Here is a 25,558-nt window from a genome sequence, read left to right as displayed (position 1 = left end):
GCGCTCCGAATCCGGCGCCGGGGCAGCTTCCGATCCTGGCTCAGGCGACGGCACCGGTATCGCGCAGCTTCGCTATGTCGTCAGGGTCGTAGCCGGCGATGGCCAGCACCTCGTCAGTGTGCTGGCCCGGATGCGCCGGCGGTCCCTGCACGGCCTGGACCGTGCGGCTGAAGCGCGGCGACGGGCTCGGCTGGACCACGCCGGCCACCTCGCAGAAGACGTCGCGATGGACGTTGTGCGGGTGCTGGGGAGCCTCTTCCAGCGTCAGCACCGGGGCGAAGCACACGTCGGTGGCGTCCATGATCTCGCACCACTCATCGCGTGTCTTCGACCTGAAGACCTCCGCGATCCGCTCCTTCTGGTGCGGCCAGCCGCTGCGCGAGTGCTGATTGGCGAACTCAGGGTCCTCGTCGAGGCCGGTGAGGCGCAGCAGCTCGGCGTAGAACTGCGGCTCGATCGATCCGACCGAGATGTAGTTGCCGTCCGCGCACTGGTACACGTCGTAGAAGTGGCTGCCGGTGTCGAGCAGGTTGGTGCCCCGCTCGTCGTTCCACACGCCGAGCGCCCGCATGGAATGGAACATGGCCATCAGCGTTGCGGCACCGTCGACCATCGCTGCGTCGATCACCTGGCCTTGGCCGGAGCGCTGCGACTCGAACAGGGCGCACGCCACGCCGAACGCCAACAGCATGCCGCCGCCGCCGAAGTCGCCCACGAGGTTCAGCGGCGCGATCGGCGGCTCTCCCTTGCGGCCGATGGGGTCGAGCGCGCCGGCCAGAGCGATGTAGTTGATGTCGTGGCCGGCACCCATGTGGTACGGGCCCTCTTGGCCCCAGCCGGTCATCCGGCCATAGACCAGACGCGGGTTGCGTGCGAGGCACTCGTCGGGACCGATGCCGAGCCGTTCCATCACGCCGGGGCGGAAGCCCTCGATGAGGGCATCGGAGTGCTCCACCAGCCGCAGCAGCGCTTCGACCCCGTCGGGGTTCTTGAGATCGAGACCGATGGAAGAGCGTCCGCGGGCGAGCACGTCGATCGGCGGGGTGTCAGGGTCGCGGTCGCGCACTCGGGCCGAGCGGTCGATGCGGATGACCTCCGCCCCCATGTCCGAGAGCATCATCCCGCAGAACGGCCCGGGGCCGATGCCCTGCAACTCGATGATGCGAACGCCTGCCAGCGGTCCTGTGCCCATCGTCACTCCTGATCTCGCGGTTGGTCCGCTGACAACGCTACTGCGCGCCGGCGCGAGCCTCCCCGGCGGGGCCCGCGGGCGGCGTCGGTCCGCTCAACGCCTGCGCGACGGCGTCCGCGACGCGCCGGACGGCGGCGGGCGTGCGCGTTCCCCACCAGAACAGGTCCTGACCGTCGATGAGATGGACGGGGCCGTAGGCGTCGAGCTCATCGAGATTGCGGCGGTGCCACGGGTACGGCTCGGTGGATGCGAGCACGAGGTCGATTGGTTCGCTCGCAAGATCGGCCTCGTCCAGCGTGGGGTACGGGTCGGGCCGGTCGGCGAACGCCACCTCCAGCCCGCAATAGGCCAGCAGGGACGCCCCGTACGTGGGGGCGCCGATCGACATGAATGGGCGGCGCCAGATCGGCACGAACACTCGCACGCGCTCGTCTCCCCCGCCCCGATGACGCAATGGCGGGAGCTGGGACTGGCTCGGCAGCGGCTCGGGCCGCCAATCGGCGCCGACACGCCGTGCCAATCGCAACAGTTCCGGCTCGACGTCGTCGAGGGAGGCGATGTGCAGCGCCTCGACCTCGATGCCGGCGGCCACAAGCGCGTCGTAGTCGGGGCGCCGGTTCTCCTCGCGGTCCACGACGACCAGATCAGGCGCCAGTTCCGCGATGGCAGCGATGTCGGGATTCTTGGTGCCGCCGACGTGTGGCAGATCGGGTCGCTCGCAGTACCGGGTGCACGCCACCGGGTCGATTCCCCACGCCGCCAGCGTCTCGGTAGCGCTCGGGACAAGGCTGATCACCCGCACGAACGCAGGCTAACGAAGGTCTAGTTTCGCCTCGATGAGTGATCCGGCGGAAGCTCCGGCCGATGCCCCGCAGGGGGGTGAAGTGCTGCCGGCCGACGATGGGCTCGATGCCTCGCAGCGCTCGGCGGTGCGCTCGCCCGCTGCGGCGCTGCTGGTGGTCGCCGGACCGGGAAGCGGCAAGACCCGTGTGCTCACCCAGCGCATCGCCTGGCGGGCCGCGACCACCTCGATGCAGGCACGACGGGCTGTAGCGGTGACCTTCACGCGGCGAGCGGCGAGGGAGCTCAGCTCCCGCCTGCGGCAGCTCGATGTCGACGACATGGGACCCGTCGGGACGTTCCACTCGCTTGCGCTCTCGCAGATTCGCCAGTACGACATCGACCACGGTCGGGCCGAGCGCAAGATCCTGCCGAACCGGTCGGCACTGAGCGGTGAGCTGGCTGAGCACCTCCAGCGCGACTTCGGCCACCGGCCGCCGATCACGGTGGCAACTGCCCTGCGGGAGATCGACTGGGCCAAGGCCAGCGACTTGTCGGTCGCCGAGTACCGGGACGGACCCGGCACGCGCCGACTCGGTCCCGACGCCGGCGCGGCCGCTGCGGAGCTGTACCGCCACTTCGAGCGCGTCAAGTCGCGCCGCCGGCTGCTCGACTTCGATGACCTGCTCGCCGAATGCACGCGGCTGATGCGCTCCGACGAGCACTTCGCCGCAGCTCGGCGCTGGCTCCACCGGCACTTCTTCGTCGATGAGTTTCAGGATCTCAACCGGCTGCAGTGGTACCTGCTGCAAGAGTGGATAGGCGGCCCTGAGGCGGTGCACAGCGGGGCCGCCGACATTTGCGCCGTCGGCGATGCCGACCAGGCGATCTATGGCTGGAATGGCGCGGACAGTCGTTACATCACTGAGTTCGAGCGCCATTTCGAAGGGGCGCAGATCGTCCGGCTCGAACTCAACTACCGCAGCCACCCCGCCCTGGTCACGGCGGCACAGGCAGTGTTGGAGCGACACGAAGACCCGTACGCACCGGCGCGGCCGCACGAGACCGGTCCTGCGCCGGCCGTCGCCGCATTCGACGATGCCGCGGCCGAGGCCGCCGGTATCGCTCGATGGATTGCCGATCGTCACATCGGCGGCGTGCGCTGGGACTCATTTGGTGTCCTTGCCCGCACGAACGCCCAGCTCACCGACATTGCGGCTGCGCTCGACGCTCGCGGCATCCCATGTCGACTGAGCGGGCAGCGAAGCCCGTTCCTGCAGCTGCCCGCCGTCCAGCAGATGCTGGAGCGCTTCCGAACCGACGGTGATCGCTTCTCGATCACCGTCGAAGACATGCGCGCCGACGCGCTCGATACGGCGCAGGGCGAGCCGATCGAACCGGTGCTGGCACGCGTGCTCGACCTCGCTGATGCCTACCTCGCCGAGATGTCCCGTGTCTCGGGCCGCACGTCGGGCCGCACGCTCAGTCGCAGCGAGCCCACCGGAGAGGGATTCGCGACCTGGGTCAGCCTGCTGTCGTCGAACGACCGCGAGCTGACCACTGACCTGATCGACAGCGATCGGCGGGGCACTCCCTTCGATGCCACCGACGGGGCCGTGATACTCGCCACCTTCCACGCCGCCAAGGGCCTGCAGTGGCATCACGTCGTGATCGCCGGCGTCGAGGACGGCCTCGTGCCGCTGCGCCGCGACGATCCCGAGGAACGGCGGCTGTTCTATGTGGCCGTCTCGCGGGCCTCACGCACGCTGCATCTCACGTGGGCACGCCACCGGTCCAGGCGCGGCGCGACCGGCGGCCCTCGCAGCCCCTCACCCTGGTTGGCTCAGATCGCGGCCGCCACCGCCGAACCCCCGCCGCTGTCACCCGACGACGTCGCCTCCCGGGTGGCCGCTGCCCGCGCCGCCCTCGACGCAACGCGGCCGTTCTGAGGGCCGGGCTCACGCCCGGCAGCTCAGATCGCGAGATCAGCGAAGACCGGGGTGTGATCCGACGGCTTGTTGCCCTTGCGTGCATTGCGGTCGATGAGGCAGAACTGCGTGGCCTCGACTACGGGCTCGGTGCCGAGCAACAGGTCGATGCGCAGGCCATGACGCTTGTAGAAGGCTCCGTCCCGGTAGTCCCACCAGCTGAACAGCCCGTCGGCGTCGTAGTGCTCGCGAAAGATGTCTGCGAGCCCCCAGTCGCACACCGTGGCTATGGCATCCCGCTCAGGGCCGGTGACGTGCGTGCGCGGCTCGGGGTTGCCGGGGTCCCACACGTCCCTGTCGTCGGGGCACACGTTGAAGTCGCCGCCTACCAACACCGGATCAGCGGGATCGCAGGTGGCCTCGAGATGCGCTCGCAGGCGTCCCAGCCAGTCCAGCTTGTAGTGGTAGTGCTCGTGGTCGACGGCGCGGCCGTTGGGCACATAGACCGAACTCACGGCGACGCCGCCGCAGCGGGCCGAGATGATACGTGCATCGGGGTCAGGCTCACGGCCGTCGGCGAAGCCGGCAACCGGGTCGTCGATCCCGACGCTTGACAGGATCGCCACGCCGTTCCAGCGGCCCTCGCCGTGGTGCACCGAGGCATAGCCCTGCGCTTCGAAATGCAGGTGCGGGAACTGCTCGTCGGACATCTTCGTCTCTTGCAGCAGCAGCACGTCCGGCTCGGCGTAGTCGATCCACTCGTCGACCCGTTCCTGCCTTGCGTTGAGGCTGTTGACATTCCACGTGGCAATCCGCACGCCACGGACGCTAACGGCCCAAATCAACGGGCGAGGGGCTTGTAAGTGATCCGGGTGGGGCCCGCATCAGCGCCCAGCGCGCGCTTGCGGAACGCCTCGTAGTCGGTGAAGTTGCCCTCGAACCAGCGCACCACGCTGTCGCCTTCGAAGGCCAGCACATGGGTGGCGATCCGGTCCAAGAACCAGCGGTCGTGGCTGATGACCACGGCGCAGCCGCCGAAGGACTCCAGGGCAGCCTCCAGCGCCCGCAGCGTGTCGACATCGAGGTCATTGGTGGGCTCGTCGAGCAGCAGCACATTGCAGCCCGACGTCAGCGTGCGCGCGAGGTGCACCCGGTTGCGCTCGCCGCCGGCGAGGTCGCCGACGCGCTTCTGCTGATCGGAGCCGGTGAAGTTGAACGACGCCACGAACGCTCGGCCGTTGACCTCGCGTGCCCCGTCCAGCCCCGAGATGCGCAGCGTGTCGTGCCCATCGGTGATCTCCTCGTAGACCGTACGGCTGTCGTCCAGCACTGCCCGTGACTGGTCCACGTAGGCAATGTCGACGGTCTCGCCGATGGTGACGCTGCCCGCATCGGGCTGCTCGTCGCCCACCAGCAGCCGGAACAGCGTCGTCTTGCCGGCGCCGTTCGCGCCGACCACCCCGACGATGCCGCCCGGCGGCAGGCGGAAGGAGAGATCGTCGAAGAGCAGCTTGTCGCCGAAGGCCTTGACGAGACCCTCGGCCTCGATGACCTGAGAGCCCAGGCGCCGTGACATCGGGATGGTGATCTGCAGCGCATCGGCCCGGCGCTGCTCGTCAGCGGCTTGGCGATGGGTCGCCAGCAGTTCTTCGTATGCGCTGACGCGTGCCCTGCTCTTGGCCTGGCGGGCCCGCGGCGACATGCGCACCCACTCCAGCTCGCGCGCCAGCGTGCGGGCCCGGGCATCGGAGGTGCGTTGCTCCGCGACGAGCCGGTCATTGCGGTGGGCGAGCCACGCGCTGTAGTTGCCCTCGAAGGGATGCGTTCGGCCGTGATCGATCTCGAGGATCCAGCCGGCCACGTTGTCCAGGAAATACCGGTCATGGGTGATGGCGACGACCGTCCCCGAATAGTCAGCCAGGAACCGCTCCAGCCACGCCACCGACTCGGCGTCGAGATGATTGGTCGGCTCGTCGAGCAGCAGCAGGTCAGGGTGGGACAGCAGCAGCCGGCACAGCGCCACACGCCGCCGCTCCCCGCCCGACAGCGTCGTCACGTCGGCATCGCCGGGCGGCAACCGCAGCGCATCCATGGCAATGGCCACCTGGCGGTCCAAGTCCCAGGCATTGGCGGCGGCGATGCGGTCCTCCAGCTCAGCCTGGCGGGTGCCCAGCGCATCGAAATCGGCATCGGGATCGGCCCAGCCGGCCATGACCTCCTCGTAGGACTTCAGCAGGGCAGCAGTCTCGGCAACACCCGCCATGACGTTGCCCTCCACGTCGAGCGCGGCATCCAGCTCGGGCTCTTGGGGCAGCAATCCCACCGAGGCTCCCGCAGCGAGGCGCGCCTCGCCGACATAGCCGTCGTCGAGGCCGGCCATGATGCGCAGCAGCGTGGACTTGCCCGAGCCGTTGTGACCTATCACGCCGATCTTCGCGCCCGGCAAGAACGCCAGCGTGACGTCGCGCAGCACCTCGCGGTCGGGCGGGTAGTAGCGCCCGAGCTTGCGCAGCGTGTAGATGAACCCTGACTCCATCAGCGCATCGCCATCGCCGTCAGGGAGCGCTGGTCATCGCAGCTCGAAGCCGACGAGTGCTTCGAGCTCGCGCAGGGCCTGGTCGGGATCGGTCACCTTGATCGCCGTCATGCCCATCGCCGCGGCCGGCTTGCAGTTGATGCCGAGGTCGTCGAGGTACGCCGTGCTGGCCGGGTCGATGCCCAGCTCGGCACAGGCCAGCTCGTAGATGCGCGGATCGGGCTTGCGCAGGCCCACCACGGACGACTCGATCACCACGCCGAACAGCTTCATCACCTCGGCGATCGCTGCGGCGGTGCCGGCGTCGCGGGACATGCCGGCGCCGTGACCCGTCCTCACGTTGTTGGTGATGCAGCCCACCGGCAAGCGCGCCGCAAGGATCTCCAGCGCCCGCACCATCCGCGGGCGCAGCCCGCCGCTGAGGCACGCCAGCACCTGCGCGCCCGACATCTCGTGCCCCCTGTCGGCGGCCTCTGCTTCGAACAGCTCGGCGAATTCGTCGACGCTGACCTCGCTGCGCTCGAGTCGCGCCCACGCATTGGTGTCGGGGTTGGTGGCGTTGATCTGCCGGATGGTGTCGCGCGGCACGCCGATGCGGTCCTCGTAGCGGTTGAACGCTTCGAATGGGCTCTCGGTGATGACACCGCCGAAGTCGAACAGCACAGCGCTCACGGCCGCCGAGGCGGATTGGCTGTTTGCCCCAGTGCGTAGCGACGGATCTGCTGCGCTGGACAGGCCCTCGGACACGGCCGGGCACGCTATCCGGGCCGATGAGACCGCGGGCACCGGCGCTGTCGGCCGTCGCCGGGCGATCTGGCGCCGGCAGATTCACACCGAATATCACGCGAAAAATCGCGCGCAACGTCTCAGAATTCGCGCGTATCGCGCGAACATCCACCAAGATCGCGCGAACGTTCGGTATGGTCCCGCCATGGCCACGGACTCACCGACGTCGGCGTCGCCAGCTTTGACAGAAGCTCCCGCGAAGAGGAAACGGTGGACGAGCAGGGCTGTCTCTCGGACTGTCGATGCAGGCAACTCCGCGTATTGCGCCGTTTGCGATGAACTCATCAAATTCCGGGCGCGTATCCGCGCAGAGCAGATCATCTGCAACGTGTACGTGAAGAACCGCTGGGATCGTGTCGAGCACTACCACCCGGAGTGCTACGAACAGGCGGGCAGCCCCTACGGCGAGCCCAAGGGCTGAAACCTAAGGCTGAGACCAAGGGCTGACAGCGGCGCGGGCCGGCGCCCGCGGAGCTACAACACCTGGCTCAAGAACAGCTTGGTCCGCTCTTCGGTCGGATCGGTGAAGAAGTGGTGGGGCGTGCCCACCTCGACGATCTCGCCGCCCTCCATGAAGATGACGCGGTCGGCGACCTCGCGGGCAAAACCCATCTCGTGGGTCACGACCATCATCGTCATGCCCGAGCGAGCCAGCTCCTCCATGACGTCGAGCACTTCCTTGATCATCTCGGGATCGAGCGCCGAGGTGGGCTCGTCGAAGAGCATCACCCGCGGCTCCATCGCGAGCGCCCGTGCGATAGCGACCCGCTGCTGCTGACCGCCCGAGAGCTGTCCGGGGAACTTCTCGGCCTGCTCGGGGATGCCCACCCGCTCGAGCAGCGACGCTGCCAGCTCCTCGGCCTCAGGCCGCGACTTCTTGCGCACCCAGATCGGCGCGAGCGTGATGTTGTCCACGACCGTCAGGTGCGGGAACAGGTTGAACTGCTGGAACACCATGCCGACCTCGGAGCGGATCTTCTCGATGTTGCGCAGGTCGTTGGTGAGCTCGATGCCGTCGACGATGATCTGGCCGTTCTGGTGGGCCTCCAACCGGTTGATGCAGCGGATCCAGGTGCTCTTGCCCGAGCCCGAGGGCCCCAGCACCACCACGATCTCCTGCTCCTTGATGGTCGCAGTGATGCCGCTGAGCGCTTGGAAGTCGCCGAACCACTTGTCGACGTCGCGGCAGACGATCATGTCGTCTCGCGCTGCGAGCTCGTCGGACACTGCGACGGTGGCGTCGCTGATGCTCACGTTGTTCTCCCCCTGGGCTCGTTGGTAAGTGTGCACGCCGAAGCGACCGGTGACCGCATCATCGCTCACCCACTCCGAGGCGCCGTTCGAGCCGCTGGCTCTGCTTGGACAAGGTGTAGGCGAAGACCCAGTACACGAGGGACACGAACAGCAGGCCCTCTCGCTTGATCCCGAGGAACTGGGTCTGCGCCGGGATGACGCTGTTCGCCATCCGCAGCACGTCGAAGACGCCGATGATTGCCAACAGCGATGTCTCCTTGAACGTGGCGATCATCTGCCCCACCAGCGGCGGGATCGACACCCGCAGCGCCTGGGGCAGCACGACGAACACGGTGCGCTGGGTGGTGCTCAGCCCGACGGCATCGGAAGCTTCGAACTGCCCCCGGCGCACCGACTGCAGGCCGCCCCGCACGTTCTCGGCGAGGTACGCGGCCGAGAAGAGCGTGTAGCCGAGAGTCGCGCTGGCGATCAGGCTGATCTCCATGCCCACGGGCAGGAACAGATTCAAGATGATGGCGAAGAAGATCAGGATCGTGATGAGCGGCACGCCGCGGATGACTTCGATGTAGCTCGTCGCCATCACCCGGAAGATGGGCAGCCGCGAGGTGCGAGCCAGCGCCAGCAGCACGCCGAGCGGGAACGACAGCATGATCGTGAACACCGCCACGATCACGGTCACCGCGAAACCGCCGATGAGCGCCTCGGTGGGCGTCTCCACCGTCGAGGGTGCGTTCATCAACGTCGCGAAGTAGTGGACGATCGCCATGAGCACCAGCCACGCCATGACCAGGCGCCGACGCTTGACGATCTCGCCCGCGAAATTGTGAGCTGCGAGCGCGACGAGTGCCAGCAGCAGGAAGCTCAGGCGTGCCTTCTGCAGCATCGAGTACCAGCCGAAGAATGCGGCAACCCAGTTGAACGCTGCGACCCCCAGCAGCACGATGGCGATGATGCGGCCGAGTTCGCCGATGCCTGGGCGGGTGAGCATCCACAGCGCTGCCGCACCGATCACGCCGAACAGCACTCCCATCGGGATGTCGACGCTGACGACCCGGTCCCACTCGAGATGCGGATCGCGCAGGATCACCCAGTAGAGGGCGAACGGGCTTGCGAGCCACAGCAAGTTCAGAGGGATGCGCATCCGCTGTTGCTGCTGCTCGTCGAATCCCCGCCGCATCAGCCTGCCCAGGGCCATCGCGGCTACCACCAGCAGCCACATCACGGTCCACGGGACCTTGGTCGACATGGCGACGGTGCGGCCGGGCTCCGCGATGAACGTGCCGTCGACGAACGCGAAGTGACCCCACGGGTAGATCCACGCCGACAGCACGGGCAGGGCAAGCAGGGCGACGGCGAACTCGACGGCGGGCACCGAAGTGATCGAGACCTTCGAGCTGGCGACGGCACGTCGCAGCACGACTCCCGCAGCGATCAGCACTGCAGCCACGAGCCACCACACCCACCGATCGGCCATGGCCTCGAAGAACGACTGCCGCACGACGTCGTCGTTCTCTCGCACAACCGCCCCGTCAGCCCCGATCAGCACCGACGGCTCGCGCAGGATCACCCCCAGCGCAATGGCCGCGCCGACGCCCGCCATCACCGTGGAGATCTTCTTCAGCTGCACGCCTTCGCCCCGGCCCGCGAACAGGCCCAGCGACAGCCCGGTGAGCACCACGAGCGTCCCGACGCAGACCCAGATGCGCACGTACTGCTCTTCGGGGTAGGCGTGGGTGAAGATCAGCCGGAGGTTGGTGCGTACCGCATCCCAGCCGCGCTCCTCGCTGAAGACGAAGTTGAGGAGGCCGCGAGCTGCGAACAGGATCAGCAGCCCGAATGCGATGGTCAGCAGCGAGTTGAACCGGCTGGAGAACAGGTTCTTGCGGATCCACTCCCCTGCCGACCGGTAGGTCTCCTCTGGGGGGCGCGCGCGGGCAGCGGCGGCCGCAGCGACATCGGTGACAGCGGGGTCGACCGGCCCGGCCGGTCCCGCTGCTGCGGTGCCCCTGGTGCCCGGCGCGTCGTCCATCTCAGCGCTCCACGATCCGCATGCGGACGTTGAAGAAGTTGACGACCACCGAGATGGTCAGCGAGCAGGCCAGATAGAACAGCATCCAGATGGACACGACTTCGAGCGTCTTGCCCGTCTGGTTGTAGACCGTCTGACCGACTTGGACGACGTCGCTGTAGCCGATCGCGATGGCCAGCGAGGTGTTCTTGGTGAGGTTGAGGTACTGGTTGCCCAACGGGGGCAGGATCACCCGGAACGCCTGCGGCAGCACGACGCGCCGCAGCATCGTCGAACGGCGAAGACCGACTGCCTGAGCAGCCTCGCTCTGGCCCTTTGGCACCGCAAGGATGCCGCCCCGCACGACTTCGGCGATGAACGCCGCTGTGTAGAGCACGACGCCGAAGTAGACCGCGGCGAGCCCCTGGATGAGGTTGAGGCCCGACGGCCCGTAGTTGGGGAAGTTGCCGACCTGCTCGATGTCGGGTCGCATGGCGTCGATCGGCAGGCCGGTGCGTCCGTTGCCGAACTTGTCTCCGAGCACCTCAAAGAGGTCTCGGCCGGAGTTGATGATCCAGCTCGATAGGCCCGGCCAGCCCAGCGTCACGAACAGAATCACCAAGACCGCGCCCGCTGCCGCAAAGATGATCCGGAACCAGTCGTCGTCGACCAGCTTCGTCAGCCCGGCGGGCGTGCGGTGCGACGCCAGGAACCGGCGGATCCACAGGATCGCCGCGGCCACCGCAGCCACGGAGATGATCACCTGCACGATGCCCGGCGTGAGTGCGTTGATGGCGCTGGCGCCGAAGTCGAAGATGGCGCCGACCCAGCCGAAGATCGGGTGCAGGAACCATCCGGCCACGCCGAACACGCCCACGACCGCGAGGAAGCTCAGCACCGGGTAGGTCGCACGGCCGGTGTCGTCGTGCACGCGGTTGCGCTGGCGCATGACGACCCAGCCGATGGCGGCGCCGATCGCGAGGAAGATCAGCCACTGGTAGAAGCCGTCCGCGACATAGACGCGCGGGATCGAGACCCCTTTGTTGGAGATGTGCAGCCAGCCGGGAATCGGTCCTTGATCGGTAGTGACTCGCGGCAGGCTGGCGATCACGACGAAGATGAGGATGATCTGGACGAGCAGCGGGATGTTGCGCAGGGTCTCGACGAAGACGCTGCTGGCTCGGCTCACGATCCAGTTGCGCGAGAGCCGCCCCACGCCGACGAGCACGCCGAGCACCGTGGCCGCGATGATGCCGCCGAAGGACAGGCGGATGGTGTTGACCATGCCGACCCACAGGGCTCGACCGCTGGTGTTGGGGTTGGTGTCGATGCCCGAGCCGAGGTCGCTTCCCAGCGCTGTGCCCAAGAAGTCGTAGCCCGTCTCGATGTCTTTGGCCTCGAGGTTGCTCCGCCCTTGCGATGCGAGGAAGATCAGGGCGAAGAGCACCAAGGCCAGCGTGAGCACCTGTGAGAGCCACTTGACGACGGTGGCATCTCGATAGAACGGCGGTCGGGCCCCCGCCGCGCTCAGAGATGATCCGCGGTCGACTTGCAGCGGGTCGCTCACCGCAGGTCACCCTACGCGACGAGGTCACACGCATCGGGCTATTGCATCGAGTGCATGGAGTGCATCGAGACATGCAGTGATCGGCTGCTGCCGAAGCGCGCGATGGCCCCCGATCCCGCAGGACCGGGGGCCATGGCGCTCAGCTTGAGTTGTCGCCGCCGGCTGGGCTCTCACCCAGCCGCCGAGCGCATGATCAGCGTGCCGGCGGTGCGTAGATCAGGCCGCCGTCGAGCCAGCCAGCGTTGGCCGAGCCCTCACGTGACAGTCCGACCGGGTTCAGGTGACGGGAGTAGATCTCGTCGTAGTTCCCGACCTGGGCGATCACGTTGTAGAACGCGTTGGCCGACAGGCCCATTGCGGTCTGCAGCTCGCCCTCGCCACCGAGCAGACGGACTGCTTCGGCATCGAGACTGCCGTCGCCGAGACGAGCGTCGATGTTGCCCGAGTCGATGCCCTTCTCATCGGCGATGATCGTGGCGTACACGGTCCAGTTGACCACGTCCGCGAAACGCGACTGGTTCTGGCCGTACGTCGGGCCCAGCGGCTCCTTGGAGATCGGCGTCGGCGGGAAGATCACCCACTCCTCGCCGTCGGGCTGCTGATTGGCCTTGCGGCCGACCAGTGCCGAACCGTCCGTGGTGATGACGTCACACGCCCCCTGGATGAAGTTGGTGGTGACGATGTCGAAGTCTTCGAAGGTGTCGAGCCTCATCTCGATACCCGCAGCCGCGGCAGCGTCAGCGATGTTCTGCTCGGTCGTGGTGCCCGCGTTGGTGCAGACCACAGCGCCGGCGATGTCAGCAACCTGCGAGCTGCCGCTGAAGCCGTCGCTGGCACGCGCCATCAGCTGCTGGCCGTCGTAGTAGGTGGTGGGACCGAAGTCCATGCCAACCTCGGTGTCACGACCTTGCGTCCAGGTGGTGTTGCGCATCAGGACGTCGACTGCACCGGTCTGCACTGCAGTGAAGCGCTCAGCGGCCGTGAGCGGCACGAACTCGACCGCGTCGGCGTCGCCGAAGATCGCCGCGGCCACTGCCCTGCAGTAGTCGGCATCAAAGCCGGTCTGCGAGCCGTCGGGCTGGGTCTCCGAGAAGGCCACGGCCGAACCTGAGACGCCGCACTTGAGCTCACCACGATCGATGATGGCATCGAGCAGGTCGCCCTCCGCCTGTACCAGTTCAACTTCGGTTACGGGTGCCGCGGCCTCGGTGGTCGCCGCCGGTTCGTCGCCATCTGCTTCGGTGTCGTCGCCATCGTCCGAGCCGCAGGCGGCAGCGACCAGTGTGAGCGCCACGAGCACTCCAGCGAGTCGTAGCGCTGTACGCCGCGAAATCGGCGCGATTCGTCTGTTCATTGAGATACGTCCCTCCATCATGAATCTGACCTCAGGCGCAATGCGCGCTGCTCCGCACGCCACCACACCCGACAACCCGCGAGACTAGTAGCCCGCAGCGGCGTTCCCGACAGGGTGGAACCGTTGCATTTCGGTTGCAATTGGGTCGTCCAATCGAGTCTCCGCCAGCCGCCTGCGTGCGCGTCCTCAAGGTGGTGACGGGATCGCTCGAAGGCAGACTTGCCTGATGGCCCATCCTGCCGACCACGCGCTGGCCGCGAGCGTGGCGTCCGAAACCGGGGACCTGCTGCTCGAAACCCGCGAACGGCTCTTCGCTCAGGGTGCCGACACTTGGGAAGTCCGGGACACGGGCGACTACGAAGCCCACCAGCTCATCATGGAGCGCTTGAGTGCGGCGCGGCCCGCGGATGCCGTGCTGTCCGAGGAGGGACGCGATGATCTCGCCCGCTTGTCGGCGGACCGGGTCTGGATCGTCGATCCGTTGGACGGAACGCGCGAGTACTCCGAGCCAGGCCGCTCCGATTGGGCGGTGCACGTGGCACTCGTGGAGGACGGCGTGCCCACCGCGGGCGCGGTGGCACTGCCGGCGGTCGGGCGCACGCTGTGTACCGAGCCCGGGCCGTCGCTGCCCGAGCCGCACAATGGCCGGCCCCGTCTCGTGGTGAGCAGGTCGCGCCCGCCGGCGGCGGCCGTCATCGTCGCTCAGGCGCTCGACGCCGAGCTCATGACGCTGGGCTCGGCCGGCGCCAAGGCCATGGCGGTCGTGATGGGCATGGCCGACATCTACGCCCACTCGGGAGGCCAATTCGAGTGGGACAACTGCGCGCCCGTTGCGGTCGCCCGGGCGGCCGGCTTGCACGCGAGCCGCTGCGACGGCTCAGAGCTGGAGTACAACTTCGCTGACCCGTGGCTTCCCGACCTGCTCATCTGCCGTCCCGAGTACGCCACCGACGCCCTGGAGGCGCTGCGGCAGGTGATCGAGAGCGAAGCCTGAGATCACCCATGAGACACAGCATCGAAGGCGAGGCGTGAGGGTCGGCACAGGGGGAAACATGGAGCTGAAGGCAACGAAGTACGAGGTGGACGGGCCGGTCGCGACGCTGACGCTGTCACGCCCGCATCGCCGCAACGCCTGGACGGGGCGGATGCACACCGAGCTGCGCTGGGTGCTCGAACAAGCCGAGCGTGATGCCGGGATCCGGGCAGTCGTCATCACCGGCGAGGGCCGGGACTTCTGCGTTGGCGCCGATACCCAGGCCCTCGAGGGTCATGGCGAGCGTGGCGGTTACGACCCCGGAACGGCACCTGATCTGGCAATGCCCGGCTATGGCGTGGCACCGCAATTCGATCACAACTTCGCGTTCATGATGGCTCTCGAAACGGTGACGATTGCCGCAGTGAACGGCGCTGCCGCCGGTGCCGGCCTCGTGCTGGCCTGCTACTGCGATCTCCGATTCGCTGCCGCAGATGCCAAGCTCACGACCGCGCACGGTCCGCTCGGCCTGCCCGCCGAGTTCGGTCTGTCGTGGGTGCTCCCTCGACTCGTGGGCGCCACGCGCTCAAACGATCTGCTGCTGTCGAGCCGCAAGTTCCTGGCCTCCGAGACGAGCAGTTGGGGATTGTTCAACGGGATCCTCGACGCCGGCGAACTCATGGACCGTGTCTACGAGTACGCGTATGACATGGCAGCCCGGGTCGCCCCCAGCTCGCTGGCCACGACCAAGCGACAGATCTACCTAGACCTGCACCGCGACGTCGGCACCGCGGTCGCAGAGTCGGATCGGCTGCTCGAAGAGATGATCCCCAGCCCGGACTATCTCGAAGGCGTCCGCGCCTTGACCGAGCGGCGGCTGCCGGACTGGCCCGAACGCTGAGGGATGACAGCTCCAGCACTGTGACGCTGCGCGTCACAGCAACAACACAGGACGCTGCGCGTCACAGCAACAACACAGGACGCCGCGCGTCACAGCTCCAACACGGTGATCATGCCGGTGTCGCCATTCACCTCGACGAGGGCGCCATCGGGGATGCGTCCCGTCGCCCCGGTCGCCGAGATGACGCAAGGCAGGCCCAGCTCGCGGCTCACGATGACGGAATGGCTGAGTGCTGCGCCGACGTCCACCACGACCGCGCTCGCACTGACGAACAGCGGCGTCCACGACGGATCGGTGAGCGGCGCTATGAGCACATCGCCGGGCGACAGCGCGGTCGGGTCGCTGCTGTCGAGCACGACTCGGGCACGCCCGCGGGCGATGCCAGGACAGCCGGGCAAACCTGCGAGCGTCTCGCCTGCCGCGAGCTTCGGCAGCTCAGAGGTCCCCCGGCGAGGCCACTCCGACATCGGCGGTGGGTCGCCGACGATGACGAACGGCTCCTGACGCGAAGCGGCGTCGTCCCACTGGGCCTGACGCTCGGCAATCACCTCTGCCCAGCCGGTCGGATCGTCGAGCATCTCGTGGATCTCGGACAGCCGCAGCATGCCGAATTCGGTCTGCCCGCTGAACTGCCCACGCTCGACGAGTCGCTCGCCCAGCACCCGTGAAGCGATGCGGCACTCGTTCACGAAGCGCACGCAGTTGGTCTTGGTGCGCTCCCGTCCCGGCAGGTACACCGCTGCGGCACCGAGAGCGAGGTTGAACTGCATCTGGGTGTCTGGGTCGGCCTCGAGCAACGCTGAGATCTCCGCAGCCAGCGCCTCTCGCTGGGCGGCCAGCTCGGCCCGCCGCCGCGCCGGCTCTGCATCGTCGGGCGCCAAGCGCATGCGGTCAATGGCCGCCAGCGCTATGTCCGGGTCGGTCTCCCAGGTCGGGCAACTCATTTCCCATTCGTTCGGCCCCCGCGAGCCGAACTCATAGACGAACGAGTCGAAGGCCTCGTTGAACGCCGCAGCGTCGCCTGAAGGTTCCCCAGCACCGGCCGCAGCCAAACGCTCGGCCAAGCCCGCCGGTCCCTCGTCGAACAGCGCACCCAGCGCGCTCGACGCTGCAACCTGGCGCCCGAGCTGCCACATCGCATCGGACGGCGCGGCGGATGCCACGTCCCCGAAGCCCGCCACCAGCTTGAGCGTGTCTTCTGGCCGGCCCAGCGCCGTGCACACCTGCTCGATCGCGCCCAGCGGCACCGCCGCCAGGAACGACACCTTCAGGTGCCGTGCGAACAGCAGCCGGAAGCCGTCGCCGTCGCCGTAGCCCGACTGGAGGAAGTCGTCGATCCAATCGATGATCTCGTGATCGCCCATCTGGGTGAAGTCGGGGCGCTGCGCACGCAGCTCGGCGATGTTCTGCTCGTCTTCGTGCACCTCCGGCAACGCCGGCGCCGCGAACAGCATGAGGAACGTCTCGCCGATGCGCTGCTCAGCTTCGGGGCTGGCGTCGTCGGGATGCGGCTCGTACGGCGGGATGCCCGGCTGCTCGCCGAAGAAGGTCCGGTCGACCGTGTCTACGTCGATGCCGGGGGCGCGGGCGCCGAAGACACGCCCGATCGCAGCGTTCAGGTAGGTGTAGCCGCCGAAGACGCCCAAGAAGACGCAATCGTCGGGATCGAACTCGTCGTAGTCGAACGCGCCCATCTGCACGTAGGCATCGCGGAATCCCAGCTCGGATATGCGAATGCCGTCGTCATTCTGGAACGCGAAGTCGAACGTGCTCATCCTCACCGGATCGGGAAACACCTCGCCCACGTTGGCGCGCGTCCAGATGGGGTAGCGCTCCGAAGGCTTGGTGCCGACGAAGTAGCCGCCGCTCCGGTCTGTCAGATCCGCCATGTTCCCTCCCGGCGGTCGCGTACGCACAATGCGCCGCACAGCCTCGCGCGTCGCAGCGGCAAGCATTGACACGTCAGCCGGGATCTCCGCCGGCTGCGACTCACGGCGGTGCGCCCCGGAGACGACACGGGCCGGGCAGCCGCCTCCCCCTCATGGCGGCTGCCCGACCAGGCCGTGATGTGATGCTAGACCGTCACGCGCGCGTTGCGACCAACTTGGAGGGGCCGATGCCGGTGACCATCGAGCACTACCGGGATCTGGGCGAGTTCACCTATGGCGCCTGCGAAGCGGTGAGCCCGCTCATCCGTCGAGTCATCTGCAAGAACCCGACGCCGTTCACCTACCGCGGCACCGGCACCTACATCGTCGGCCGCGGAGATGTGGCAGTCATCGACGCAGGTCCCCCGCTGGACAGCCATCTCGATGACGTCATGGCGGCTCTGGACGACGGCGAGACGGTCAGCGCTGCACTCGTCACCCACACTCACAGCGATCACTCGCCGCTCACCGGCAATCTGGTCGCCAGGACCGGCGCGCTCAGCTACGGCTACGGACCCCATGCGAGCGTGTGGAAGCTCGATCCTGACGACCGCGTCGATTTCTCTGACTACATCAGCGCTGACGAGCAGGCGAAGTACCAAGCCGAATTCGACGAGCTTCCCGAGGAGCTGAAGCGCGAGGGCGCAGACACCGAATTCGTACCCGATGTGGCGCTGGTAGACGGCGACATCGTGTCCGGTGACGGATGGACGCTGCGCGCCATCCACACCCCCGGGCACTGCTCGAATCACCTCTGCTATGAGCTGATCGAGGAGAATGCGCTCTTCTCGGGGGATCACGTCATGGGGTGGGCGACAAGCGTCGTCGGGCCGCCTGACGGGTCGATGCAGGACTACCTGGCCTCGCTGGCGAAACTGCTCGAATTCGACCATGAGCGGTACTGGCCGACGCACGGCCCACCGATTCCCGAGCCGACCGCATACGTGCGCTCGTTCATCGCGCACCGCAGCGACCGGGAGGAGCAGATCATCGAGCACCTTCGCCCGGGTCCGTGCCGCATCGCGGACTTCGTGCCGAAGATGTACGAGGCCTACGACAAGCGACTGTGGTATCCCGCGGCGAGTTCGGTCTACGCGCACATGCTGCATCTCGTCGAGAGCGGGCGTGCGCGCGTCACCAATGGCGACAGCAATGGCGATGGCGAGCCCAAGCTCACCTCGATCTACGAGCTGACTGCAGCCGCCTAGACCATTGCGCCTAGTCATCGCACGCTGCACGGTCGATTACTCGGGCCGGCTCGACGCGCACCTGTCCGAAGCGGTGCGCCTGATCATGGTGAAGGCCGACGGCTGCGTGGCCATTCATGCCGACGGCGGCGCCTACAAGCCGCTGAACTGGATGAACGCGCCCAACCGGCTCGTCTGCGAACCTGACCTGTGGCGGGTCACGAACGACAAGGGCGAGCGCCTCGAGATCCGTCTTGCCGAGGTGATCAGCGACACCGCGCATGACATGGGGATCGATCCCGGGCTCGAGCGCGACGGCGTGGAGGCTCACCTGCAGGAACTCGTCGCAGCGCATCCCGAGACGCTGGCCGAAGGCGCCGTTCTGGTGCGCCGCGAGTATCCCACCGACATCGGCCCAGTCGACCTACTGTGCCGCGACGGCGAGGGAGCGACGCTGGCCGTGGAGATCAAGCGACGGGGCGAGATCGACGGTGTCGAGCAGCTGAGCCGCTATCTCGCGTACCTGAACCGCGACGCCCGCTTGGCGCCGGTGAACGGCATCTTTGCCGCCCAGGAGATCAAGCACCAAGCGCGGGTGCTCGCCGCGGATCGGGGCATCCGCTGTGTCGTGCTCGACTACGACGAGCTACGCGGCATCACCAGCGATGCCCTCAAGCTGTTCTGAGCTGTTCTGGTTCTAAACGTAGGTGCACAGGCCGTTGTCGATGACCGTGCGTGCCTCGTCGGTGTTTTTCTGGGCGATCGTGCGGTAGATCGCACGTCCCTCGCCGTCGTCCCACACCTGGATGGTCAGCGCATCGCCGGGAAACACCGGCGCAGAGAACCGGGAATCCATCGAGCGGAAGCGTGACGGGTCGCCCTCGCACAGGGTGTGCAGCAGCGCTCGACCGGTGAAGCCGTAGGTGCACAGGCCATGCAAGATCGGCTTGGGAAAGCCAGCGAGCTCGGTGGCGAACCACGGGTCGCTGTGGAGCGGGTTGTAGTCGCCGCTGAGGCGGTAGGTGAGAGCCTGATCGGGACGGGTCTGATACGAGATCTCGTAGTCGGGGTCGCGATCGGGCGCGCTCACCAGCGGGGCCGTGCTGCCCGGCTCGCCCCCGAAGCCCCCCGAACCCCGGATCACCACCGAACTGCGCAGCTCAAAGACGACATCGCCGGAATCGGGATCGACGGCGCTGGCCTCTGTGTCGATGATGGCGTTGCGGCCCTCGCCCTTGTCCCACATCCCAGCGATGCGATCGGTGATCTCGACGGTTCCCTCGGTCGGGATCGGACGGTGCACCGTTATGCCTTGGCTGCCGTGCAGCAGCTTGCCCCAGTCGACATCGCCGGCATTGGCCATGGCGCCGCCGGCGCCGAAGCCGATCACGACGCCCTGGGTGGGGAACGCCTGGTGGTCGATGTTCTTGGAATTGTGCGTCGTGAACTCCAGCTCGGATCCGAACGGATCCTCTGCCCCGGCGCCGATGCCGACTGCATAGAGCAGCGAGTCTCGAAATGTCCACGACCTCGTCGTCGGTTTGCCGGTGGCACCGACTGCATCTGGATTGAGTCCCATCAGGGTTGTCCTCTCTGTGTTGTTCAGATCTGCTGTTCAAATCTTGTTCGAATTGGTCGCATCTGTGCCCGAGCGCCAAGCCGTCGAGCGCAGATGGCTCATTCGTCCACGCCGCCGTCGGCAGGCGCTCCGTTCATGCCGCTGTTGAGGCGGGCGTCGCGCACGAGCTGCCGCGCTGCTTCGCCTATCTTCGTGGGGTCGTCGATGGCGTCGACTGTCGGTCCGCGCTCCCAGCCCTCGGCGACGGCGAGCATCCGCCCCGAGGCCTCGAAGACCCGGCCGCTCACGCCGGCTGCTTCTTCCGAGCACAGCCAGGTGACGATCGGTGCGATGTAGCGCGGGTGCATGAGCGCTTGGTCTTCCTCTGAGGCCTGGCCCATGCCCAAGTCTTCGGTCATACGAGTCAGGGCCCCCGGTGCCACTGCATTGACGCGTACGCCGTAACGCGCCAATTCACGCGCCGCGATGACGGTGAATGCCGCGATGCCCATCTTGGCGGCGCCGTAGTTGGTCTGGCCCGGATTGCCATAGATGCCCGAGACTGAGGTCGTGTTGACGATCGACGCGTTGACCTGCGCGCCGGCTTTCGACTTCTCGCGCCAGTAGGCACCGGCCCAGCGTGCGGGCGCAAAGGTGCCCTTGAGGTGCACCTTGATCACCGCGTCCCATTCGGCCTCGGTCATGTTGACCAGCATGCGGTCTCGCAGAATGCCCGCATTGCTCACGACGCCGTGCAGATCGCCGAAGGTCTCGATGGCTTGGTTCACCAGCCGCTGAGCACCCTCCCAATCCGAGACATCGTCTCCGTTGGCGACGGCCTCCCCGCCCATGGCGGCGATCTCGTTGACTACGTCATCGGCGGGACCGGTGTCAGCGCCAGTGCCGTCTCGGGCACCCCCGAGGTCGTTGCAGACCACCTTCGCCCCGTGCTCGGCGAGCATGAGACAGTGCTCGCGCCCGATTCCCCGGGCACCCCCGGTCACAATGACGACCCGACCTTCGCACAGCTTGCTCATGGTGTCCTGGGTCCCTTCCCTGTCGCTTGCTGCTGTTCACGTACGGCACCGCTGCACGGTCGCACGTGCGGTGCCGACGGCTCGGAGTATCGCACGAGCACCCGATCTTCGCAGCGCTCACGCCTCAGCACCCACACCTCGGAGGCTGACGCTCCGCAGCACCATGCGACCCGTACGCTCAATCTCCGTGCGTTGGCCGTCGTGGGCGCCCAAGTGGTCGATCATCAGCGCAGCAGCGATCTTGGTGGCAGCGATCGTTGCAACAGCCGTCCTGGCAGTGAGGGATCCGGCAGAGGCTCCCGCACCGACGACTGCGGCGACGGCCGGAGGTCCGGTCACCTCCCAGCGGCCAGTGATCCTTCCGACGACTGAGCCCGGCACGCCCACCGAGGTGAGCCCCGATGCGCTGCAACTCCGCATCGCCACGCTTGCGGCTGAGCTGGCCGCCACGCCGGTCGTGGTGCGAACCGATGTCGGGGAGGTGCAGCTGACGGTCGCCGACCTCGGCATCACGCTCGAGAGCGACGCCACCTACGACGCCGTGCGGCAACGGCGGTCCGCGGGCAGCGGGTCGGGCGAGAACTCGGCGGCCGCGCCGTGGTCGGCGCAGTCGGTCGACCCGCAGTTCTCCGAGCGCCGCTACCGCGTCGAGCGACCCATGGCCCGAGCCGTGCTCGCGAATGCCGCGGACATCGGGGTGACGGCCGCTCCCCCGTCAATCGTCGTCGTCAACGACGGCCTTGCGGTCGACTTGGGCCAGCCAGGTCAGGTCGTCGACGCCGATGCCATCGTGGATCAGGTCCTCGAGGGCATCGCACGGGGCTACGCCCGCATCGAGATCGCAGCGCAGCTCCAGCAGAGCTTGCCGCTCGAATACACGCCCGAGCTGCAGCAAGTCGTCAACGAGGCGCACGAGCGCTACGGGCGCAGTCTCGTCGTGGCCTACCAGGACGAGACGCACGAGCTGACGCTTGAGACGATTGCGGGCTGGTTGGTCCTGGACCCGCACTCGATACCACCGGAGATCAGCCTCGACACCGACGGCATCAGCCCGTACCTCGAGGAGGCCTTTGCCGCGCAATCCGCGCCGTTCACCACGGCGGCCATGACAGTGCTGAGCGGCGTGCCGACGGTGGTGGCCAGCGATGGCGGTGTGGCGTGCTGCGCGGACGAAGTGGGCGAATTGGTGGCTGAGGCGCTGGTGGCAGGCGTTGAGGTACCGATTGGGTTGCCGTCGCGTCCGGCGGTGAGCCGCGAGGAGCAGGCGTACCTGGAATCGCTGGGCATCACCGAGCTCGTGGGCACGTTCACCACCAAGCACGCGTGCTGCCAGGGCCGTGTGACCAACATCCAGCTCTTCGCCGAGCTCATGCGCGGCGCTGTGGTGGAGCCCGGCCAGAGCCTGTCGCTGAATGGGCACGTGGGCCGGCGCACCGAGGAGAAGGGCTTCGTCGAGGGCGGCTTCATCGAGAAGGGCGTTCTCATCGATGACATTGGGGGCGGCGTGTCGCAGTTCGCCACCACGATCTTCAATGCGCTGATTCACGCTGGCATGGATATCGACGAGTACCAGACGCACTCGCTGTATCTCAGCCGCTATCCCTACGGGCTGGACCCGACGATCTCGTTTCCCAAGCCTGATCTGCGATTCACCAATCCCACTCCCTACGGGGTGTTGATCTGGCCGAACTACACCGACACGTCGATCACGGTGGAGATCTACTCGACCCGAAACGTCGTGGTGACGATCGGGGAGCCCCAAGAAGAGATGCGCGAGTTCTGCCGCCGTGTGCGCACCGACCGCACGCGGGTGTTCTCCGACGGCGCCACCGAGACCGACACGTTCCACGCGCGTTACCGGCCCGAGGAGGGCCGCAACTGCGACGGCACGCGCTCGGTGCCGCGGATGTGCGTAGATCCACTGCTGGCGACTCCCGGGGCCGCAGATGACGGGCAGACGGTGCCCAGCGATGGGGATCCGGCCGGCGAATCCGAGGTCGAGATGGTCCCCGACGGCAGCGAGCGCGAGGACGGGACCATCGTGGAGTGCCCGCCGCTCGAGTGCGTCGAGAAGCCGGGCGAACGCGACTCCGATCTGGAGCGCTACCCCGACGATCCCTGCCTGGACGTCGATCTCGAACAGCTCGCCCAGGAACGTGAAGCAAGCGAAGGCGCCGCAGGCGAGGGCGAAGATGCCGAAGGCGCCGAGGGCGACGACGACGGCACCGGCGACGACACCGACGACACCGGCGAATCATCGGGCGATCGGACTGGCGTCGACGAGACCACCGAGCCCGAGCGGTCCTGAGGAGATGTCCACCGTTGACGTCCTGATCGTGGGCGCCGGTCCGGCAGGCACGTCAGCCGCCGTGTGGGCCCGGCGCGCCGGGCTCGAGGCGGTGCTCGTCGACCGGGCAGCGCACGGGCGTGACAAGTGCTGCGGTGACGGGCTCACGACGCTGGCGCTGCGCGAACTCTCACGACTCGGGCTGCAGCCCGAGCAGCTCGACTCGTGGATGCACGTCAACACGGCGTGGGTCCGCTCGCCGCAGGGTCGCATTATCGGGCTGCCGCTGCCTGATGGGCGCGGGCAGTTCGCCGCCGTCTGCCGCCGCGCGCAGCTCGACGCTGCGTTAGTCGAACGTGCAGTTGCGTCGGGTGCAGATGTCCGGCTCGGTGTTGCCTTCGAAGGCTTCGACGATGCCGGCCAGCGAGCGAGCGTCGCGTCGGTCCGCCTCAGTGACGGGAGCCGCATTCAGGCACGGTTCGTCGTGGCCGCAGACGGCGTTTATTCGGCTGTCCGCAAAGCGCTCGACATCGGACCTTCCCGCTACCGGGGCGATTGGCACGCCTTCCGCGGCTACCTGCGCGCCAGCGGTCGGGCCGCATCTGACATGTGGGTGTGGTTCGAACCGGACATGCTGCCGGGATACGCCTGGTCATTCCCGCTCGGCGACGGTCGCGTCAATGTCGGCTTCGGCGTGCCACGGGACGCAGTTGGCTACAGCTCGTCCAACGGCACCGGCACGCTGGACGGCAGCCAGATTGCCGCCGTCTGGTCAGGCCTCACCGAGCGTGCCCATATCGCGACGGTGCTCGGCGGCCACGAGCCTGACGGTCCCACCCGGGCGTGGCCGATCCCGGCCCGCCTGGGCGAGCTGTCGTTGGCCCATGGGCGCGTGCTGATCTGCGGCGATGCGGCTGCTGCCGCCGATCCGCTCACCGGAGAAGGCATCGGGCAGGCCTTGCAGATGGGCCGCATGGCAGCCGCAGCAATTGCCAATGGCGGGCCGCCGCACAGCGTGGCCGCTCGCTACGAACGCGCCGCTCGTGCAGAGTTCGCCCTCGACCACCGGCTGGCGCGAGGCCTGAGTCGGATACTGGCTCATGAGCGACTGGCCGAGGCAGCGCTGCGACTGGTCGATGTGTCGGGCTGGACTCGCCGGCAATTCGCCCGCTGGATGTTCGAGGACTACCCCCGGGCCGCCGTCGCGACGCCTCGCAGGTGGCACCGGGGCATGGTCGATGCACAGGGCGCATACGCATCGACCGTCCAACCGGTTGCGCCCACGGCCCCAAGTTCGCCAAGCTAGGCGGGTGACGGACGCAATTTCGCTCGACCGGGGCTTCGAGCCGGGCATCGACAACCGGCATTGCCGGTTCACCCGCGAGCAGTGGGCGAAGCTGCGCGACGCCACTCCACTCGCGTTGACCGAAGACGAACTCGAAGCGCTCGCCGGCCTCGTCGAGCCGGTGACGCTCGACATGGTGCGAGACATCTACCTGCCCCTGTCACGGCTGCTGAACCTGCGGGTTGCCGCAAAGCGTCAGCTGCGTGCGACGACCGAAGGATTCTTCGGCAGGGTGCTGCCACCGAGGCCGTACCTGATCGGCATCGGCGGCAGCGTCTCAGCGGGCAAGAGCACGACGGCGCGCATCCTCCAAGCCGTCCTGGCCTCCTGGCCCGAGCATCCAGAGGTCGACTTGGTCACCACTGACGGGTTCCTGCTGCCGAACGCCGAGCTGACCCAGCGCGGCATTCTCGGTCGCAAGGGCTTCCCCGAGTCCTACCGCCGTGGTGAGCTGCGCGATTTTCTCCAGCGCATCTCCAGCGGCGAGCCTGACGTCGCCGCGCCGGTGTACTCGCACATCATCTATGACGTGACCGACGAGGTCCAGCTCATCAACCAGCCGGACATCCTCATTGTCGAAGGCCTCAACGTGCTGCAGACCGGTCCGCCGTCGAATACCCCGTTCGTGTCGGACTTCTTCGACTTCACCATCTATGTGGACGCCGAAGCCGAAGACCTCGAGGAGTGGTACGTCGAGCGATTCCAGCAACTGCGCAACACTGTGTTCCGCGAGCAGTCTGCCTACTTCGCCCAGTTCGCTGATCTGCCTCCATCTGCGGCCGACGCCGTCGCCCGCACCATCTGGCGCTCGATCAACCTTGTCAACTTGCAGGAGAACATCCTGCCCACGCGGGCTCGAGCCGACTTGGTGCTCGCGAAAGGCCACGACCACGTCATCGACCACGTCGAGCTGCGGTACCACTGACGGGCTGGCCGA

20 protein-coding genes are annotated in these 25,558 nt (G+C 67.4%); 8 read left to right on the top strand and 12 right to left on the bottom strand.

The window, feature by feature from the left end; genetic code table 11:
* Positions 1-40 precede the first annotated feature (40 nt).
* The gene (locus ACOGW9_RS10180; RefSeq protein WP_419910867.1) at positions 41-1,192 is read right to left on the bottom strand and encodes a CaiB/BaiF CoA transferase family protein; all 1,152 of its coding nucleotides are present in this window, start codon (positions 1,190-1,192) and stop codon (positions 41-43) included.
* A gap of 37 nt (positions 1,193-1,229) precedes the next feature.
* The gene (locus ACOGW9_RS10175; RefSeq protein ID WP_419910865.1) at positions 1,230-1,994 is read right to left on the bottom strand and encodes a helical backbone metal receptor; all 765 of its coding nucleotides are present in this window, start codon (positions 1,992-1,994) and stop codon (positions 1,230-1,232) included.
* A 34-nt stretch (positions 1,995-2,028) separates the two neighbouring features.
* Here ACOGW9_RS10175 and ACOGW9_RS10170 point away from each other — a divergent pair, with 34 nt between their 5' ends.
* The gene (locus ACOGW9_RS10170; protein ID WP_419910863.1) at positions 2,029-3,921 is read left to right on the top strand and encodes an ATP-dependent helicase; all 1,893 of its coding nucleotides are present in this window, start codon (positions 2,029-2,031) and stop codon (positions 3,919-3,921) included.
* Between the two features lie 23 nt (positions 3,922-3,944).
* On the opposite strand, the gene ACOGW9_RS10165 is transcribed toward ACOGW9_RS10170, so the two are convergent.
* From ACOGW9_RS10165 to ACOGW9_RS10135, 7 genes are all read right to left on the bottom strand, one after another.
* Entirely contained in the window at positions 3,945-4,718 is a 774-nt protein-coding gene (locus ACOGW9_RS10165; RefSeq protein ID WP_419910861.1) for an exodeoxyribonuclease III, read from the bottom strand.
* A 23-nt stretch (positions 4,719-4,741) separates the two neighbouring features.
* Positions 4,742-6,436 (bottom strand): energy-dependent translational throttle protein EttA, encoded by a 1,695-nt coding sequence (ettA, locus tag ACOGW9_RS10160; protein WP_419910859.1) that lies wholly within the window; start codon positions 6,434-6,436, stop codon positions 4,742-4,744.
* A gap of 33 nt (positions 6,437-6,469) precedes the next feature.
* On the bottom strand, positions 6,470-7,108 hold the full coding sequence (locus ACOGW9_RS10155; RefSeq protein ID WP_419911298.1) for an HAD-IA family hydrolase: 639 nt from the start codon (positions 7,106-7,108) through the stop codon (positions 6,470-6,472).
* Positions 7,109-7,696: 588 nt separating this feature from the next.
* On the bottom strand, positions 7,697-8,419 hold the full coding sequence (locus ACOGW9_RS10150; RefSeq protein ID WP_419911296.1) for an amino acid ABC transporter ATP-binding protein: 723 nt from the start codon (positions 8,417-8,419) through the stop codon (positions 7,697-7,699).
* A gap of 115 nt (positions 8,420-8,534) precedes the next feature.
* Positions 8,535-10,505, bottom strand: coding sequence for an amino acid ABC transporter permease (locus tag ACOGW9_RS10145; RefSeq protein WP_419910857.1), 1,971 nt, complete (start codon positions 10,503-10,505; stop codon positions 8,535-8,537).
* A 1-nt stretch (position 10,506) separates the two neighbouring features.
* Positions 10,507-12,051, bottom strand: a complete 1,545-nt coding sequence (locus tag ACOGW9_RS10140; protein ID WP_419910855.1) for an amino acid ABC transporter permease — start codon at positions 12,049-12,051, stop codon at positions 10,507-10,509.
* 193 nt (positions 12,052-12,244) lie between these two features.
* Complete coding sequence (locus ACOGW9_RS10135) at positions 12,245-13,345, bottom strand: amino acid ABC transporter substrate-binding protein (protein WP_419910853.1); 1,101 nt, start codon at positions 13,343-13,345, stop codon at positions 12,245-12,247.
* Positions 13,346-13,631: 286 nt separating this feature from the next.
* Here ACOGW9_RS10135 and ACOGW9_RS10130 point away from each other — a divergent pair, with 286 nt between their 5' ends.
* A complete protein-coding gene (locus tag ACOGW9_RS10130) occupies positions 13,632-14,399 on the top strand; it encodes a 3'(2'),5'-bisphosphate nucleotidase CysQ (protein ID WP_419910851.1) in 768 nt (255 codons plus the stop codon).
* 58 nt (positions 14,400-14,457) lie between these two features.
* Positions 14,458-15,279, top strand: coding sequence for an enoyl-CoA hydratase-related protein (locus ACOGW9_RS10125; protein ID WP_419910849.1), 822 nt, complete (start codon positions 14,458-14,460; stop codon positions 15,277-15,279).
* 89 nt (positions 15,280-15,368) lie between these two features.
* Here the strand turns inward: ACOGW9_RS10125 and ACOGW9_RS10120 are convergent, their stop codons facing one another.
* The gene (locus tag ACOGW9_RS10120; RefSeq protein WP_419910847.1) at positions 15,369-17,168 is read right to left on the bottom strand and encodes a PEP-utilizing enzyme; all 1,800 of its coding nucleotides are present in this window, start codon (positions 17,166-17,168) and stop codon (positions 15,369-15,371) included.
* 227 nt (positions 17,169-17,395) lie between these two features.
* Here ACOGW9_RS10120 and ACOGW9_RS10115 point away from each other — a divergent pair, with 227 nt between their 5' ends.
* Complete coding sequence (locus ACOGW9_RS10115) at positions 17,396-18,415, top strand: MBL fold metallo-hydrolase (RefSeq protein ID WP_419910845.1); 1,020 nt, start codon at positions 17,396-17,398, stop codon at positions 18,413-18,415.
* Between the two features lie 4 nt (positions 18,416-18,419).
* Positions 18,420-19,079, top strand: coding sequence for an endonuclease NucS (gene nucS, locus ACOGW9_RS10110; protein ID WP_419910843.1), 660 nt, complete (start codon positions 18,420-18,422; stop codon positions 19,077-19,079).
* Between the two features lie 12 nt (positions 19,080-19,091).
* Here the strand turns inward: nucS and ACOGW9_RS10105 are convergent, their stop codons facing one another.
* Both ACOGW9_RS10105 and ACOGW9_RS10100 read right to left on the bottom strand, forming a co-directional pair.
* Positions 19,092-19,973, bottom strand: a complete 882-nt coding sequence (locus ACOGW9_RS10105) for a MaoC/PaaZ C-terminal domain-containing protein (RefSeq protein ID WP_419910841.1) — start codon at positions 19,971-19,973, stop codon at positions 19,092-19,094.
* 98 nt (positions 19,974-20,071) lie between these two features.
* Entirely contained in the window at positions 20,072-20,989 is a 918-nt protein-coding gene (locus ACOGW9_RS10100; protein WP_419910839.1) for an SDR family oxidoreductase, read from the bottom strand.
* Between the two features lie 187 nt (positions 20,990-21,176).
* On the opposite strand from ACOGW9_RS10100, the gene ACOGW9_RS10095 reads away from it, so the two are divergent.
* From ACOGW9_RS10095 to coaA, 3 genes are read left to right on the top strand one after another with little or no spacing between them, the layout of a single operon-like run.
* The gene (locus ACOGW9_RS10095) at positions 21,177-23,297 is read left to right on the top strand and encodes a VanW family protein (protein WP_419910837.1); all 2,121 of its coding nucleotides are present in this window, start codon (positions 21,177-21,179) and stop codon (positions 23,295-23,297) included.
* 4 nt (positions 23,298-23,301) lie between these two features.
* Complete coding sequence (locus ACOGW9_RS10090) at positions 23,302-24,582, top strand: NAD(P)/FAD-dependent oxidoreductase (protein WP_419910835.1); 1,281 nt, start codon at positions 23,302-23,304, stop codon at positions 24,580-24,582.
* Positions 24,583-24,628: 46 nt separating this feature from the next.
* Entirely contained in the window at positions 24,629-25,546 is a 918-nt protein-coding gene (gene coaA, locus ACOGW9_RS10085; RefSeq protein ID WP_419911294.1) for a type I pantothenate kinase, read from the top strand.
* The last annotated feature ends 12 nt before the right edge of the window (positions 25,547-25,558 follow it).

The sequence above is a fragment of the Candidatus Poriferisodalis sp. genome, assembly GCF_965203655.1.
In the GTDB taxonomy this organism is placed as follows: Bacteria; Actinomycetota; Acidimicrobiia; order Acidimicrobiales; family Poriferisodalaceae; genus Poriferisodalis.
Note: the sequence above shows the minus strand (reverse complement) of the source record. Positions and strands in the feature narration are given on the sequence as shown.